Annotated in this window: 14 protein-coding genes; 3 read left to right on the top strand and 11 right to left on the bottom strand. The window is 54.2% G+C overall.

Annotated elements, in window-relative coordinates:
* Positions 1–122 precede the first annotated feature (122 nt).
* Positions 123–386, bottom strand: coding sequence for a 30S ribosomal protein S20 (gene rpsT, locus EV680_RS00070; RefSeq protein WP_132951933.1), 264 nt, complete (start codon positions 384–386; stop codon positions 123–125).
* 313 nt (positions 387–699) lie between these two features.
* Between rpsT and EV680_RS00065 the strand changes: the two genes are divergently transcribed.
* Positions 700–1,857: an extracellular solute-binding protein gene (locus EV680_RS00065; RefSeq protein ID WP_132951931.1), complete on the top strand. Its 1,158-nt coding sequence runs from the start codon at positions 700–702 to the stop codon at positions 1,855–1,857.
* 134 nt (positions 1,858–1,991) lie between these two features.
* On the opposite strand, the gene EV680_RS00060 is transcribed toward EV680_RS00065, so the two are convergent.
* From EV680_RS00060 to EV680_RS00015, 10 genes are all read right to left on the bottom strand, one after another.
* Positions 1,992–3,776: an ABC transporter ATP-binding protein/permease gene (locus tag EV680_RS00060; protein ID WP_132952231.1), complete on the bottom strand. Its 1,785-nt coding sequence runs from the start codon at positions 3,774–3,776 to the stop codon at positions 1,992–1,994.
* Between the two features lie 467 nt (positions 3,777–4,243).
* A complete protein-coding gene (locus EV680_RS00055; RefSeq protein WP_132951929.1) occupies positions 4,244–6,451 on the bottom strand; it encodes a TonB-dependent siderophore receptor in 2,208 nt (735 codons plus the stop codon).
* A gap of 237 nt (positions 6,452–6,688) precedes the next feature.
* Complete coding sequence (locus EV680_RS00050) at positions 6,689–7,048, bottom strand: SpoIIAA family protein (protein ID WP_132951927.1); 360 nt, start codon at positions 7,046–7,048, stop codon at positions 6,689–6,691.
* 16 nt (positions 7,049–7,064) lie between these two features.
* Positions 7,065–7,964: a DMT family transporter gene (locus EV680_RS00045; RefSeq protein ID WP_132951925.1), complete on the bottom strand. Its 900-nt coding sequence runs from the start codon at positions 7,962–7,964 to the stop codon at positions 7,065–7,067.
* Positions 7,965–8,118: 154 nt separating this feature from the next.
* Positions 8,119–8,694, bottom strand: a complete 576-nt coding sequence (gene pth, locus EV680_RS00040; protein WP_424580100.1) for an aminoacyl-tRNA hydrolase — start codon at positions 8,692–8,694, stop codon at positions 8,119–8,121.
* Between the two features lie 44 nt (positions 8,695–8,738).
* Complete coding sequence (locus EV680_RS00035; RefSeq protein ID WP_132951921.1) at positions 8,739–9,029, bottom strand: RnfH family protein; 291 nt, start codon at positions 9,027–9,029, stop codon at positions 8,739–8,741.
* A complete protein-coding gene (locus EV680_RS00030) occupies positions 9,016–9,453 on the bottom strand; it encodes a type II toxin-antitoxin system RatA family toxin (RefSeq protein ID WP_132951920.1) in 438 nt (145 codons plus the stop codon). The genes EV680_RS00035 and EV680_RS00030 overlap by 14 nt, the downstream gene beginning before the upstream one ends.
* A 125-nt stretch (positions 9,454–9,578) precedes the next feature.
* A complete protein-coding gene (gene arsB, locus EV680_RS00025; protein WP_132951919.1) occupies positions 9,579–10,583 on the bottom strand; it encodes an ACR3 family arsenite efflux transporter in 1,005 nt (334 codons plus the stop codon).
* 65 nt (positions 10,584–10,648) lie between these two features.
* A complete protein-coding gene (arsC, locus tag EV680_RS00020) occupies positions 10,649–11,071 on the bottom strand; it encodes an arsenate reductase (glutaredoxin) (protein WP_132951918.1) in 423 nt (140 codons plus the stop codon).
* Between the two features lie 258 nt (positions 11,072–11,329).
* Positions 11,330–11,686: an ArsR/SmtB family transcription factor gene (locus EV680_RS00015; RefSeq protein WP_132951917.1), complete on the bottom strand. Its 357-nt coding sequence runs from the start codon at positions 11,684–11,686 to the stop codon at positions 11,330–11,332.
* 338 nt (positions 11,687–12,024) lie between these two features.
* Here EV680_RS00015 and EV680_RS00010 point away from each other — a divergent pair, with 338 nt between their 5' ends.
* Positions 12,025–14,043 carry a site-specific recombinase gene (locus EV680_RS00010; protein ID WP_132951916.1) on the top strand — a complete coding sequence of 673 codons (2,019 nt, stop codon included), beginning with the start codon at positions 12,025–12,027 and terminating at the stop codon, positions 14,041–14,043.
* Positions 14,044–14,315: 272 nt separating this feature from the next.
* Positions 14,316–15,620 carry a polyamine export protein PaeA gene (gene paeA / locus EV680_RS00005; RefSeq protein WP_132951915.1) on the top strand — a complete coding sequence of 435 codons (1,305 nt, stop codon included), beginning with the start codon at positions 14,316–14,318 and terminating at the stop codon, positions 15,618–15,620.
* Positions 15,621–15,757: the final 137 nt, after the last annotated feature.

Genomic DNA, 15,757 nt, shown 5'->3' with positions numbered 1-15,757 from the left:
AACGGCCGGCCTGCGCGGCTCATTCTGAGCATTCGTTCAGACGGCCTCTCGAAAAAACAATGCCCCCGAAGAACAATGGTTTGTCCGTCGCGGGGCATGTGCGCCGTAGCGTCTGCTGCGATTTAAGCCAAGGCTTTGATTTTGGCAGACAGGCGGCTCTTGTGACGGGCAGCTTTGTTTTTGTGATACACGCCTTTGTCGGCAATGCGGTCCATCACTTTAACAGAATCGCGGTAAACGGTTTGCGCAGCAGCTTTATCGCCGGCTTCAACAGCTTTCAGTACTTTCTTAACCGCGGTGCGGAAAGCGGTACGCAGGCTTGCGTTGTGGGCGCGGTTTTTCACAGCTTGGCGGGCACGTTTGCGGGCTTGTGCGCTATTGGCCATATTGGTTATCTCCTGATAAGAATCAAATTTCGTAAACGCGCAATTTTAATGGCTTCACCAACTCAATGCAAGCGTTTTAGCGATAAATCCTTATCTGCGCTTGTAAAACACGCCGGAAAACAACACGCCGGGGCGCACCGCCCCTTCAGACGGCCTGCATTTCCAAACCCACATCCCCCGCCGCCGGGCGCCGCAGCCATATCATTTTGATTTTTATCAGGCATTCCATTACAATAGCGCCGGCCTGCCGCCGGGAACGGCAAAGGGGCGGCAGGCCGATTTTCACCAACCTTTCATCAGGAAAACGACCCGTATGAAAAAAACCGCATTAAGCGTATTCACCGTGCTGGCGCTGGCAGCCTGCGGCGGCCAAAGCGAACAAAAACCCGCCCAATCCCCGGCATCCGATGCAACGGCGAGCGCCGTATCCGCCACCGACGGCCTGCCCGTAACCGACACCCTTAATATCTACAACTGGTCCAACTATGTGGACGAGAGCACCGTAGAAGCTTTCAAAAAAGCCAACGACCTGAAGCTCACCTACGATTTGTATGAAAACAACGAAACGCTCGAAGCCAAAGTGCTCACCGGTAAATCAGGCTACGACTTGGTGGTGCCCGGCATTGCCTTTTTGCCGCGCCAAATCGGTGCCAGCGCTTATCAAAAAGTGCATAAAGACCTGATTCCGAATTATCAAAACATCGACCCCGAGCTTTTAAAAATGCTCGAGAGCGCCGACCCGGGCAATGAATACGCCGTACCCTATTTCTCCGGCGTCAACACTTTGGCGATCACCGCCAAAGGCAAAGAAGCGCTCGGCGGCGCCCTGCCCGAAAACGGTTGGGATTTGCTCTTCAAGCCGGAATACACCAATAAGCTCAAAGCTTGCGGCATCGCCCTATGGGACACACCCAGCGAGATGTTCCCCATTGCGCTCAACTATTTGGGCAAAGACCCGAAAGGCACCAATCCCGACGACATCAAAGCGGCGGCCGATATGCTGCAAGCCATCCGCCCCGACATCAAGCGCTTCAGCCCCTCGGTGATTGACGAATTGGCACGCGGCGATGTGTGCTTGGCAGCGGGCAACGGCGGCGACCTCAATATGGCCAAAGCGCGTGCGGAAGAAGTGAAAAGCAATGTCGGCATCGAGGTGCTCACCCCCAAAGGCATGGGCTTTTGGATTGAATCTTGGCTGATTCCGGCCGATGCCAAAAACGTGCTCAATGCGCATAAATACATCAACTACACACTCGAGCCCGAAGTGGCCGCGAAAAACGGCGATTTCGTCACCTTCGCGCCCGCCAGCCTGCCCGCGCGCAAGCTGATGAACCCCGAGCTCGTGGCCACACGCTCGATTTTCCCCAATGCGCAAGACATGAAAGACGGCTTTGTGATGCCGCAAATGAGCGACGATGCGAAAAAGCTCACCGTCAGCCTGTGGCAGAAAATCAAAGTCGGCACGCATTAAGCAGGCCGTCTGAACGCTTGAAAACGACTGCACAGCAGCCGTTTTATCTGACAAACAACAAGGCCGTCTGAAACCTTTCAGACGGCCTTGTTGTTGCTATGCACGCCAATCTTCACAACCATCCGGCAGCACGTTTATGCTGCGCAGCCGGCCCGGGCAATATACATGCTTTTATCATGAAACTCAGCCAGTGTGCCGCGATGGCCGATGCTCACAATAATGCTGTGCGGCAATTGCCGGCGCAGCAGGCGGTAAAGCGCGGCTTCAGTCGGTTCATCCAAAGCGGAAGTGGCCTCATCGAGCAATATCAATTTCGGCTTTCCCAGCAAAATGCGGGCAAAAGCCACGCGCTGCAATTCACCCGGAGACAAGGTTTGCTGCCAATTGCCCACTTCATCGAGCTTATCGATCAGCTTCTCCAGCCGGCAAAGGGTAAGCGCTTGCGCCAATTCGGGATGATGGGGATCGATATTGGGATAACACACGGCTTCGCGCAGGCTGCCTTGCGGCACATAAGCGCGTTGCGGCACAAACATGGTGTCTTCGTGACGCGGGCTGCGGATGCTGCCGCTGCTGCCAAACGGCCACAGGCCCGCCATCATGCGCAGCAACGAAGTTTTGCCGCAGCCCGACGGCCCCTGTATCAACAGGCTTTGCCCCGAACTCACAACCAAGCTGATGTTTTCTATTAGCTTTTCACCATCTGCACGATAAAGGGTTGCATTTTGCAACCGGAGGCCGTCTGAAACGGTTTCCTGCTGCGGCAACTGCGTGCAGGAATCATCGTCCATGCTTTGCATAAAGCCGTAAAGCCGCTCCAGCCGGGCGCGGTAAACGGTGAATTGCTTATAAAAATTGCGGAAAAACGACAGCGCGTTTTGCAAACGCACAAACACCAGTACGGTTTGTTGGATATCGCCGATTTTGATTTGCCCGGCAAACAAGCGCGGCGCTTGCAGCAAGATAGGCAACAGCTTAATGCTTTGGGTGACGATATCATTAAAGCCGGTGAGCATCAGGCTTTGGCGCACAATCAGCCAACGGTTGCGGATAATGGCGCCAAAGCGCATCGACAGGCTTTTCTGTTCGCGCCATTCGCCGTGATAAAAAGCGATGCTTTCCGAATTATCACGGATGCGGATCAGCGAATAGCGGTAATCGCCGTTGAGTTGTTCGTTTTGATAATTGTATTTAATCAGCGGGTTACCTATCCACATGGCAATGGCGGTGGCGACAATCACAAAGATGAAAATAAAATACACCAAGCCTTTGGGAATGGTGAAGCCAAATAGGTGTAAGGCCCCGGCCAGCCCCCACAACACCAGCGTAAATTCAACGGTAGACAACACCGAATTGAGCATGCCGCGGATAAATTCAAAAGTAGAGGCGATAAAATCCTGCGCATCTTGCTGGATACGCTGCTCGATATTGTCCGGTGCGATGCGCAACATTTGCAGGCGGTGGTAGTTTTTGTCGGCCAGCCAGCGCGAAACCAATAGCGCATTGAGCCGTTCCGACCATTTGATGGCCAGCGATTGGTCGAAAAAATCGTTCAACACCACATTCACCGTGCGCAGCAGCAAAATGCCGGCATTAATAAACGCCACCGTCCAAAATGCCGCCACATCCAAATCCTGCATGGCGGTGTAGATGCCGTTTGACGTGAAGGTGTTCAACACAAACAGGCGGATTTCGGTGATCAGCAGCACCAACATCACCGCCAGCACCAACAGCACTTTAAAATTGCTTTTCTTGTCGAGGCAGGGGCGCAGCACATGCCAAAATTCGGTGCCGAAGCGGGTTTTCTTCAAAAGCCAGGCGCTCAGCACCACCACGACCAGCACACCGATAAACGTTTGCAGCAGCCACGCCGGCGTGCCGGCAAGCTCGGCCTGCCATTTGGGAAGCGTCGATTCCATCATCAAAACACAGACCTTTCGCCCGTCACATCAAGGTTTGTTCACATTGCAGCCAAGCACAGCCATCGGCAGCACCAATAAAACAGCAAGCTGAAAATCTCGGCAGCCATCCATAAAGGCCGTCTGAAATCCATATATAGTGGAATGCATAAAAAAGTGACACAACGAGTAGGTTGGGTTGAAAACCCAACAAGCCCACAGGTCGTCTGAAACGTTGGGTTTATCAACCCAACCTACTCCGTGATAGTGCGTGGTTTTGTATCACTTTTTCTTGCATTTCACTATAGGGTTTCAGACGGCCTCCCCGCCCTTATACCAATCCAAAAAAATAACCTAACTTCGTTGCCTCGCCTTGCCGTACTATCTGTACTGTCGTAGGTTTCCGTCTTGTTAGTTTACTTTCTTGAATGGGCATTACACCCTGCTGCGGGACAAAACAGCGAGCGTGCGCAAAGCGGCTTCATTCTCTAAAAAGCGTAATTCAGTTTCAGCCAATAGGTGCGCGGCAGCCCCACCACGGCAAAGCTGCGGTCGTACAAGCCGCGCTGCACCTGCCAATACTTTTTGTTAAGCAGGTTTTCAATGCCACCGTTGAGGGTGAGCGATTGCTTGTTGCGCATTTTTACCGTGTATTTCGCACCGGCATCCACAAGCGTGTACGACGGAAATGCATAGGTTTTGGCATAATCTTGATACGATTTGCCGTAATATTGCACGGCAGAATTCAGCGTTAAGCCTTGCACAAACGGCGTATCCCATTCCACGCCGGCTTTGGCGATAATGCGCGGGCTGGATACCTGCGTGCCGCTGATAATCACATCGTTATAGCTCGGCACATCAAGCAAATCGGCTTTGATATATGACAAACCGATGCTGGGGCGCAGGGTTTTGTTGAGCAGATTGGCATAGGCATTCAGCTCGATGCCGCGATTACGCTCTTTGCCCTGTGTGGCACCCGCAACGTGGCTCAAGCCGTCGAAAGTGCTGGCCGTGCGCCAATAGCCGGGCTTGCTGATTTGGTACACGCTGGCGCTGGTCACGACATCACCCCAGTTTTTGCGCACGCCCAATTCTATTTGGCGGCTGATGCGCGGGCGCGACATATTACCGTCCTCATCTACCGCACCGGGCTCCAAGTCTTCCAGATAATTGCCATACACCACAAAATCGCTGCTCGGCACCCAGGCGGCGGCCAGCAGCGGGCTGAAGCGGTGCGTGCGCTGCGCCCCACCGACGGTGTGGTCTTCCTGCTTCATCCATTGCAGACGGCCGCCCAAGGTAAGGCGGAATTGATCGTCTTTAAAACCCAAAGTGTCGGAAAACGCCCAGCTCGGTGAAGTGTTGGTGGTGTCTGCACCCTGAATATCGGCGGTGGCAAACTCCGGCGCGGCGGGAAATTCGGGGTGATAGATATTCAAATCCGTCATCAGCGTGCTGCTCGCCCGCCGGCCGGTGTCGTGATCGCGCGAACGCTGCACATAGTCAAACGCCGTGTTCCAATTGTGGCTCACCGGCCCGGTTTGGAAATAACCGCGGGCTTTCAGGTTGGCGCTGGTGGTGCGGGCAATAAAACTCACCGGCTGCGCACCTTGGGCAACAAAGCGCTTGCTGGTGTTGTTCCATGCGCCGTTTTGGTAATTGCCCTGTTCGTCCAGCATCTGAAGCTGGGCGACATTGCCGTAAAATTTGGATTCCATATGGCCGATGCCGCCGGAAATCGCCACCCAATCGTTGGGCATATAGTCAAACGTAAACAGCAGCGAACGATCGTCAGTGGTTTGGCGCTGCCATGCGGGTGCCAGATTGGTTTTACCGTCCGGCGCGGCCGGCAGTTTGAAACCGAACAATTGGATATCCTGAAAGCGCGCCCGCCCGCCTTGAGTGGCGCGTTTGGCATACATGGCATCAAACGCCGCCTGAAATTTCTCGCCGCGATAGTCCACATTCAAGGCTGCCTCTTTGGCATTTTCTGAAAAATGATCGCGCGCCGTGTCGCCTTCGCGGAATTTGCCGTTGAAGCGCACGCCCCATTGTTTGTTTTCGCCGAAACGCTGCCCCACATCGATAGATGGCTGGATGCGGCTGTCGCTAAACCAAGCCAGACCCAAATTGCGGTTGCCTTCATCACTGGCTTTTTTGGTTTCAATATTCACCGCTGAGCCGACTGCACCCTCGGGATCCATACCCACCGTGGCGCTCGATGCGCCTTTAATCAATTGCGCCGCGCCCACCGCAGCAGTGGGCGAATTGTAAGTAGAATACAAACCTGCCAAGCCGTTAACGCTGAACTGACGTGCATCCAACTGCAAACCGCGCACATACAGGCCTTGCAAGGTATTGCTCTCGCCGCCAAACGCCATCACCGAAGCATCGGTTTTGGCAATCACATCCACAATCGTGCGCGGCTCTTTATCCTCAAAGGCTTTTTCATCGTAATTCACAGCGGTAATCGGTGCGGTAAATGCATTTTGGCGGCCGAGCAAGCCTAAATTCACCCGATCACGCTGATAGCTGTTGGTGGCTTCAGAAATCGCTTTCGCCGCCTTGCCTTTCACGGTAACGGTTTGCAGCTCGGCTTGAGTGGATGCCTCAGGTTCATTATCGGCCGGCTCAGCGATGGCCACTTGCGAAAAACCCAGACTGATTATTGCGAAAGTTATGGTATTTAATTTCATAATATCGGTAACAAGTTGTAAATTAGAGTCAATTATAGCTAAAATTAAAGCTAATGGTAATTATTTTTAATCATATATAAAAATTAAGAATGCTTGTGTGTAAGCAAGCAACATGATTATTTTTTTGAATCGGCATAAACCAAAATCGGAATAAAGATAAAAGGCCGTCTGAAAAGCTTTCAGACGGCCTCGCGTTTGTGTGGCACCACAATCAAACCCTATTGATGATGCAAATGCTTACTCTTCCGAGCCCGAGCCCAAAAGCCAGGCTTGCGCTTCGGCGGCATCGTCGAAATATTTGGGATGTTGCTGCGTGATCAAATCCGACAGGCGCGATGCGAGCTTGATCCACACATCATCCACCACAATGGCGATGCGGCCGAAATCATCTTCGTGCTTGCTCATAAATTTAAGCTGCTCCACCGCCATATCGATGGTGAAATCTTTCAGCATCGACAAATCCAGCAGCATATCGGGGCGATGCACTTTTTCAACACATTTAAGCGCGGCCGCTTCGAATTCCTGAAAATCTTCCAGGGTGAATTCGTTATACAAGGCCACATTCAAGCCGTAAGATTGTTCTCTGATGGAAATCATGGTGCGCTCCTGAAGATTAATGTTTGGTTTTGAAATAATGCAGCCATTGCTGCGGATGCACGCCGCTGAGCATGCCGCTGGCAATTATCATACCCATACCGAGCATTTCTTGCCAGCCTATGCTGTCGCCCCAAAGCCACATACCGGCAAAAGTGGAAAACACCACGGTGAGGTAAGAGAGCGCCGCCACGGTGAGCTTGTCGCCCACTTTATAGGCGCGCGTGAGGCAAAGCTGCGCCACCAGCGCCGATGCGCCGATGCCAAACAAATAAGGCGCCGCCTGCCAGCTCAAGCTGTGCCAACCCGTGGCCGTTGCCCACAGCGCACTCATTGCCATGCCCACCAGCGATAAATAAAACACCACCCGCCAGCCCGGCTCGCCCATAAGCGACAATTCGCGCACCTGCATATAGGCCCAGCCGGCAAAAAAGCCGCCCAGCAAGCCCACCAGCGCCGGCCACTCTTGGCCGCCGCCCACCGAAGGGCGCAGCAGCACTACCACGCCGGCAAAGCCCAGCACCAGCATGATTTGCTTATAGCCGGAAAGCTTTTCGCGCAACACGATAATCGAGAGCAGCGCCAGAAAAATCGACGAAGTGTAGCTGAGCGTCACCCCCGTGGCCAGAGGCAGGTGCACCACCGCATAAAATATGCAAAACATGCCCAGCGTGCCCGACACGCTGCGGCTCAAGTGCGCGCGCCAATGCGGCGTGAAAAAGGTTTTGCCCTGCGCTTTGGCCAGCATGCCCAGCACCAGCGCGGCAAAGCTCATGCGCCAAAACACCAATTCGCCCGAGCCCAATTCAAAGCGGTTGCCGGCTTCTTTCACCCAGATATTCATCAGGGTGAAGGCCAGCGCCGCGATGATCATCCAGCCGGAGCCGAGCGGGTCTTTTTTGGAAAGATGGTTTTGCATAAGTATTCAGGCCGTCTGAAAGCTGATGGTTTCATACCAATCCAAAAAAATAACCTAACTTCGTTGTCTCGCCTTGCCGTACTATCTGTACTGTCTGCAGCTCGCCGCCTTGTTAGCTTACTTTTTTGAATTGGTATCAGACGGCCTGCCTTGGTTATTTGCTGTGCAACGCGCGCATCGCTTCTTCAAATTCGCCGGCCATGATTATCGGCATGCTTTGCAGCGATTTGCTGATGGCCTCGTCGATTTGCTGGCGCTCTTGTGCGCTGGGTTTGTTGAGCACATAGCCCACCACCAGATTTTTATCGCCCGGGTGATCAATGCCTAGGCGCAGGCGGTAGAAATTTGGGGTGCCCAGCCGCGCTTGCATGTCTTTTAAGCCGTTGTGGCCGCCGTTGCCACCGCCGAGCTTGAATTTGATGCGCCCGCAGGCGATATCGAGCTCATCGTGCGCCACCATAATTTCTTCGGGCTTGATTTTGTAAAACTGCGCCAACGCCACCACCGCCTGGCCGGAGCGATTCATAAACGTGTTGGGCTTCAAAAGCCACACATCGCCCTCAGGCCGCGCCACGCGTGCCACTTCGCCGAAAAATTTCTTTTCTTCTTTAAAGGCGGCCTTCCATTGCCAGGCCAATTCGTCTGCGAACCAAAAGCCCGCATTGTGGCGGGTGTGTTCATATTCACGGCCCGGATTGCCTAGGCCGACGATTAATTTGATTGCTGCCATGATGTGCTCAAATGAGGTTTTATCTTGAGGCCGTCTGAAAGCTTTCAGACGGCCTCGTCTTCCGTTTTCGATTGCACGCGCAAGCGGCGCGCTTCTTTCGGGTCGATCAGCAAAGGGCGGTAGATTTCCACGCGGTCGCGCGCGCGCAGCACGGTATCGTCTTTCACCGCCTTGCCGAAAATGCCCAAAGGTGCCGCTTCGATATCGGCTTCGGGAAATTCACGCACCACATCGCTCAGCCGCACCGCTTCGCGCGCGGTTGTGCCCGCAGCCACTTCGAGCCGCTGCAAAAACTGCTTTTGCGCCGTGCCATACACAATTTCAATTTTGACCATAGCGCCTGTCGGCCTCTTTGATAAACGCATCCACCAGCGCGCCCGATAAATGGCTGAACACCGGCGAAATCAGCGCCGACAAAATGCTGCCGGCAAAATCATATTGCAGCCGGAATTCGATTTTGCAGGCATCATCGCCCAGCGGGATAAATTTCCAAGTGCCGTTGAGCGTTTTAAACGGCCCCTCGAGCAAATCCATGCGGATTTCGCGCCCGGGAATATTGTGGTTGTGCGTGGCAAACGATTGCTGCACGCGCATATAATCCATAAACAAACGCGCCTTAAGCTCATTGCCCTTGCGCTCGATGATTTCGGTTTTGCTGTACCACGGCAGAAATTGCGGATAATCCTCGGCGCGGTCGACCAGCTCAAACATCTGCTCGGCGCTGTGCAGCACCAATACATTTTTCTCTACGGTTTTCATGAAATTCGCTGCAAACGCAAAAGCCGCCATTATAAACCAAAACACCGGCCGCTTCGAGGCGGCCGGCGTGGCTTATTCATCAAGGCTCATCAAGGCTGTCTGAAAATTCAGACGGCCTGCTCAAACTAACCCGCCCGGCTGCGGTTGATCAACCACACCAGCGAGAGCATCACCGGCACTTCCACCAACACGCCCACCACCGTGGCCAGCGCCGCGCCCGAATTCAGACCAAACAGCGAAATCGCCACCGCCACCGCCAGCTCGAAAAAGTTCGATGTGCCGATCAGGCAGGCCGGTGCGGCGATTTCATGCGGCAGCCCCAGCCGGCGCGCGCCGAAGCGGGCGATAAAATAAATGCCGTAAGTCTGCACCAGCAAAGGAATGGCAATCAACACAATCACCGCAGGCTGCGCCAAAATGGTTTGCGCCTGAAAGCCAAACAGCAACACCACGGTTAAAATCAGCCCGCCAATCGAAAAAGGTTTCAGACGACCTGCAAACTGTGCCACCGATTTGCCCGCGGCCAACAAATAGCGGCGCGTCAACATACCCGCCAAAAGCGGCAACACCACATAAAGCACGGTGGAGAGCAGCAGCGTGCCCCACGGAATATCGATATTGCTCACCCCCAGCAGCAGCCCGGCAATCGGCGCATAAGCCACAATCATAATCAAATCGTTCACCGACACCTGCACCAGCGTGTAATTCGGGTCGCCCTTCACCAGCTGGCTCCACACAAACACCATCGCCGTGCACGGCGCCACGCCGAGCAAAATCATGCCGGCGATATATTGCTGCGCATCATCGGGCGACACCCAATCTGCAAAAAACACCCTGAAAAACAACCAGCCCACCGCCGCCATGGTAAAAGGCTTGATCAGCCAATTCACCACCAGCGTGAGCCACAAACCTTTCGGGCGCTTGCCCACATCTTTCACCGCCGACCAATCAATCTGTATCATCATCGGATAAATCATCAACCAAATCAGCAGCGCCACCGGCAGATTCACATGCGCGATTTCCATCGCCGCCACCGCCTCGAAAACGGAAGGCAGCCACACACCCAGCGCCACACCCGCCGCAATCGCCAGCGCCACCCACAGGCTCAAAAAGCGCTCGAACACACCCATTGCATTACCTTCATTTGATATTTAAACAAATATTGAAATCATGGCCGTCTGAAAACCACCGTCCGTCAAACCGGCTGCCCGTTTTCATCCACCACTTGCCCGCCGTCTTCTTTGAAAAACGCACCTTGCTGCGGCGCCGGCAGCAAAGCGAGCACTTTTTCAGACGGCCTGCACAAAGCCGTGCCGATTTCCGTGACCACAAACGGGCGGTTGATTAAAATCGGCGCTTGCAGCATGGCCGCGATTATCTGCGCTTCAGACAAACCCTCATCCGCCAAACCATATTGCGCAAATTCGGGCACATTCACCCGCAATGCCGCGCGCGCACTCAAGCCGCTGTCGGCCAGCAGGCGGCGCAGCGCGGCTTCATCGGGCGGCGCGTGCAGATATTCGATGATTTCCGGCTCGATGCCCGCATTGCGGATGAAAGCCAGCACATTGCGCGATGTGCCGCAGGCCGGATTGTGATATATGATTACAGATTGCATGATGAGCCTCCTGCGCGAATGCGCGGTTTGGTTTGGGCAATGCCGAATTGATTGAGCACGACAAGCCAACGAAGTGAAATTATTTTCAAACCTGCTTTAACCAACACATTCAGTCAGTTTTCAGACGGCCTTATCCTTCAGGTCGTCTGATACCAATTCAAAAAAGTAAGCTAACAAGGCGGCGAGCCGCAGACAGTACAACCAGTACGGCAAGGCGAGACAACGAAGTTAGGTTATTTTTTTGGATTGGTATGAAAACTAATCAGCATCGTGCAACGGCACTTGCCCGCAAACCGGCAGATTGTGAAGCGTGCAGCCGCTGTTTTGCGCATCGAGCGCACAGCATTCTTCCGTGAGAAAAGCCACCAAATCAAGCATCAGCGCCAAATCGGCACGATAGCGCTGAAAACGCCCTTCCTGCTGCACATCAACCAAACCGGCATGGCTCAACTCTTTCAAATGAAAAGAAAGATTGGCCGGCGACACATCCAGCGCTTTGGCAATATCACCCGCCACCATGCCTTGCCCGCCCTGCTTTACCAAAAGCCGAAAAATATCTAGGCGCGTGCTTGCGCCCAGCGTGCTGAATAATCTGCTTGCTTGTGTTGTGTTCATGGCGCTTATTTTATGCCCAATATTTCGATATTTCAATAATTATTTAAATAATGCCGTCTGAAATCCAAGCCGCTGCCACAGTTTATTATACCCATTCAAAAAAATAAGCTAACAAGGCGGCGAGCCGCAGACAGTACAGATAGTACGGCAAGGCGAGACAACGAAGTTAGGTTATTTTTTTGGATTGGTATTGCACCCCATGCCGCCGGCCGCCGCACATGCAGCAAAGAGCCGGCCTCGCTCAGCGCATCAGTGCTTTTCTGCCTGCTGCCGGTTTGAAATTTTCCCGCCTGCCCCCATGTGCGTTAACATTGCTTTACCTATTCCTTGAAATGCTTATGCGAAAAACCCTGCCCGAAACCTTGCACGCCGCCCTCTCCCAAACGCTCGAAAGCGAAATTTTCGTGCTCACGCTGGAAAAAGTTGTGGCTTTTTTGCGCCAAGGCGGTGCGCGCCACGGCACCGAGCGCTTCGATATGCTGCTGGATATGCTGGCAAACGATGCCGCGCTGCGCCAGGCGTTCGGCAACCGTTTTCACCATTGGCTCGCCAATGTGCATGTGTATCCCGCGCTGGTCACCTTGGGCATTTTTTCGCGCAGCGGCTTCAGCCGCGAGATGGGCATCCGCTTATACGAGCGCTTTTATCCTTCGTTTAAAGATTTCAAAAACCTGCGCGATATTTTTCTGCACCTGTTTCATTCACGCGATGAAAAATGGCTGCAAACCATCAAGCTGCGCCAATGGCTCGCGCTGCACCAATTGCTGCTGCAAGATGCCGAGCCGGCGGTGGTGCAGTCGGCTGCGCGCCAGCTCACCCAAGCGCGTCTGCATGCGCTGGAAATGCTTTCCATCTGGATTGCCGCCGAAGAGTTGGAGCCCAATTTCGTGCGCCTCGAGCCCAAGTTGCTCGATGTGAACTCGGCCTTTATCGCGCTGCAACACGAAACCGCCGCCTTGGTGCAGCATTACCGCAGCGGCAGCGAAGAAGCTTACGACACGGCGCATATCGAAGTGATGTTGCAACAAAGCCGCGACACCGTAATCCGCCTGCGCCGGCGCGGCGCCGGTGCGGGCGCGGGCTCTTCGGTGAAAGTGGCGCATCTGCTCGAGCGGCTGGCGCAAAGCCTCGACAGGCTCGAGCTTTTGCTGGGCATCCAAACCGCCGCCGATACCTCGCAATCGCTGCGCCTCACCATCCGCCTGCTCAATGAAATGACCATGGCCGCGGTGGAGCAGCACAGCACCGGCCTGCTGCGCCGGCGCAGCATTCAGATGCTGGCCAAAAGCATCACCGAAAACACGAGCGACCACGGCGAACACTACATCACCCGCAGCCGCAGCGAATATTGGGGCATGCTGCGCTCGGCCGCGGGCGGCGGCGTGTTGATTGCGCTGATGGCACTCAATAAAATCCACATCGGCGAAATGGGCTTTGGCGCCTTTACCACCGCCGTGTTGTCCAGCCTCAATTACGGCCTGGGCTTTGTGCTGATTCAAATGCTGCATTTCACCGTGGCCACCAAGCAGCCGGCCATGACGGCCACGAGCTTTGCCGAGCAGGTGGAGCGCAGCGAAAAAGGGCGCTCGATGGAAATGAAGCTCTCTTCGCTGCTGATTGATGTGGGGCGCTCGCAAAGCGTGGCGGTGTTTGGCAATGTGAGCGTGGCCATTGCGCTGGCGGCGCTGATTGCGTTTGGCTTTGCCCACTATATGCACACGCCGCTGCTCGATGCCGATGCGGTGGCTTATCAAGTGAAATCGGTGCAGCCTTTCACCCAGCCCTCGCTTTGGTATGCCGCCATTGCCGGCGTGTGGCTTTTTTGCTCGGGCATCATCGCCGGCTTTTTCGACAACCGCGCCGATTATCTCGACCTGCGCCGCCGCCTCACCGTGCAGCCGCTGCTGCGCAAAATCCTGCCCTCAAAAACGCGCGCACGCTTTGCCGATTATGTGCACAACAACTACGGCTCGCTGGCCGGCAACTTTATTTTCGGCATTTTGCTCGGCATGACCGGCTATTTCGGCCACCTTTTCGGCCTGCCGCTCGATATCCGCCATGTGGCGTTTTCCTCCGCCAATATCGGCTATGCCGCCGTGAGCGGCCATTTGGGCCCGCTCGCCTTTACCTGGAACCTCTTCGGCGTGCTGCTCATCGGCTTGGTTAATCTGTGGGTGAGCTTTTCGCTCGCGCTCACCGTGGCGCTGCGCGCGCGCGGCACCCGCATCGACAGCCTGCCGCGCCTGCTCAAAGCGGTGTGGGCACAAATCAAGGCCAACCCGCTGAATCTGATTTTTCCGGTACCGGCTGCCGCGCAGGTGATTAAAAGCATGAAAAACGGCGACGGCAAATCTTAGGGTCTGTTCACAATTCATCACGCGGTAAGATTTTGAGCGCAAAAGCGTGACTGCAAGGCGAAAAGCACAGCAAGGTTGAACACCTTGCGAGCATTTTCAACGCAGCCGGCGCGTTTTTGAGCCAAAATATTGCCGCGTGATGAAATGTGAACAGACCCTAGGTTCTATTCACAATTCACCTTGCATGATAAAGGCCGTCTGAAAGCGTTCAGACGGCCTTTATCATGCAAAAATGTTATAATTCAAAAGTTATCCACTCCTTTATATTTTATATGAATATTTTTGAAGCCGTTCTGATTTTGCTGCTGCTGGTTGCCGTGAGCGCGTTTGTGTCGTGCTCCGAGCTGGCGCTGGCCTCGTCGCGTAAAATCAAATTGCAGGTTTTAGGCAAAGAGGGCGACACGCGCGCGCTGGATGTGTTGAACATGCAGGAGCAGCCGGGCAGCTTTATCACAGTGGTGCAAATCGGCCTCAATGCCGTGGCGATTCTGGCCGGTATTGTGGGCGAAGCGGCGGTGCGGCCTTATTTGGGCGCGCTGTTGCAGCATTTGGGCGATGCGGCCTGGGCGGGCACGCTCGCTTCTTTATTGTCGTTTTTTCTGGTCACCGGCCTCTTTATTCTGTTTGCCGACCTGATGCCCAAGCGCTTCGCTATGACCCACCCCGAGCGCGTGGCCGTGCGCGTGGTGCGGCCGATGATGCTGATGATTTTCCTGCTCAAGCCCTTGGTGTGGTTTTTCGACGGCATCGCCAACCTGATTTTCAAAACCCTGCGCATTTCCACTGTGCGCCAAGACCAGCTCACCTCGGAAGACATTTATGCCGTGGTGGACGCCGGTGCCGAAGCCGGCGTCCTCAAGCAGCAAGAGCATTATTTGATTGAAAATATTTTCGACATGCAATCGCGCACCGTTACCTCCACCATGACCACGCGCGAAAACATCGCCTATTTCGACAAAAGCGACAGCGCCGACACCGTGCTCGCGCTGATGGCCGAAAAGCCGCACGCCAAATTTTTAGTGTGCAACGGCGAATTGGAAAAAGTAATCGGCTATATCGAATCGCACACCTTGCTCACGCTTTACCTGAAAGAGCAAAACCTCAAGCTCACCGACAAGCGCGTGCTGCACAAAGCGCTGTTTATTCCCGACACGCTCTCGCTTTATGAAGTGCTCGAAGCCTTTAAAAACGCCGGCGAAGATTTTGCCGTGATTGTGAACGAATATGCGCTGGTGGTGGGCGTGGTCACACTCAAAGACGTGATGAGCATCGTGATGGGCGAATTGGTGGCCACCGAAGAAGAGCCGCAAATCATCCAGCGCGATGACGTTTCCTGGCTGATCGAAGGCGCCGCGCCGCTCGAAGACGTAATGCGCGCGCTGGATATTGTGGATTTCCCCAATTCGGAAAACTACGAAACCATTGGCGGCTTTATGATGTATTCGCTGCGTAAAATCCCCAAGAAAACCGATTTTGTGCTGTTTGACCGCTACAAATTTGAAATCATCGACACCGACAATCTCAAAATCGACCAGCTTTTGGTGTCGCTCAACCCCGAAGCGGTGAAAGCCGAATAAAGCCCTAAGGCCGTCTGAAAGCCTTTCAGACGGCCTTAGGGTCTGTTCACAATTACTTGTCATAAAGGTAGCCACATCACAATGCATCCCAATAAAACCGTGCTGTGGAAGTTGCGCTTTAGCTTATCGTAGCGGCT

Origin of the sequence: Uruburuella suis, assembly GCF_004341385.1 — a bacterium.
Lineage (GTDB): Bacteria > Pseudomonadota > Gammaproteobacteria > Burkholderiales > Neisseriaceae > Neisseria > Neisseria suis.
This window is presented reverse-complemented; position numbering and strand designations above follow the sequence as displayed.

Excerpts from the sequence above, each read along its gene's own strand:
- rpsT (WP_132951933.1), bottom strand. The coding sequence starts at position 386 with ATGGCCAATAGCGCACAAGCCCGCAAACGTGCCCGCCAAGCTGTGAAA.
- EV680_RS00065 (WP_132951931.1), top strand. The coding sequence starts at position 700 with ATGAAAAAAACCGCATTAAGCGTATTCACCGTGCTGGCGCTGGCAGCC.
- EV680_RS00060 (WP_132952231.1), bottom strand. The coding sequence starts at position 3,776 with ATGGAATCGACGCTTCCCAAATGGCAGGCCGAGCTTGCCGGCACGCCG.
- EV680_RS00055 (WP_132951929.1), bottom strand. The coding sequence starts at position 6,451 with ATGAAATTAAATACCATAACTTTCGCAATAATCAGTCTGGGTTTTTCG.
- EV680_RS00050 (WP_132951927.1), bottom strand. The coding sequence starts at position 7,048 with ATGATTTCCATCAGAGAACAATCTTACGGCTTGAATGTGGCCTTGTAT.
- EV680_RS00045 (WP_132951925.1), bottom strand. The coding sequence starts at position 7,964 with ATGCAAAACCATCTTTCCAAAAAAGACCCGCTCGGCTCCGGCTGGATG.
- pth (WP_424580100.1), bottom strand. The coding sequence starts at position 8,694 with ATGGCAGCAATCAAATTAATCGTCGGCCTAGGCAATCCGGGCCGTGAA.
- EV680_RS00035 (WP_132951921.1), bottom strand. The coding sequence starts at position 9,029 with ATGGTCAAAATTGAAATTGTGTATGGCACGGCGCAAAAGCAGTTTTTG.
- EV680_RS00030 (WP_132951920.1), bottom strand. The coding sequence starts at position 9,453 with ATGAAAACCGTAGAGAAAAATGTATTGGTGCTGCACAGCGCCGAGCAG.
- arsB (WP_132951919.1), bottom strand. The coding sequence starts at position 10,583 with ATGGGTGTGTTCGAGCGCTTTTTGAGCCTGTGGGTGGCGCTGGCGATT.
- arsC (WP_132951918.1), bottom strand. The coding sequence starts at position 11,071 with ATGCAATCTGTAATCATATATCACAATCCGGCCTGCGGCACATCGCGC.
- EV680_RS00015 (WP_132951917.1), bottom strand. The coding sequence starts at position 11,686 with ATGAACACAACACAAGCAAGCAGATTATTCAGCACGCTGGGCGCAAGC.
- EV680_RS00010 (WP_132951916.1), top strand. The coding sequence starts at position 12,025 with ATGCGAAAAACCCTGCCCGAAACCTTGCACGCCGCCCTCTCCCAAACG.
- paeA (WP_132951915.1), top strand. The coding sequence starts at position 14,316 with ATGAATATTTTTGAAGCCGTTCTGATTTTGCTGCTGCTGGTTGCCGTG.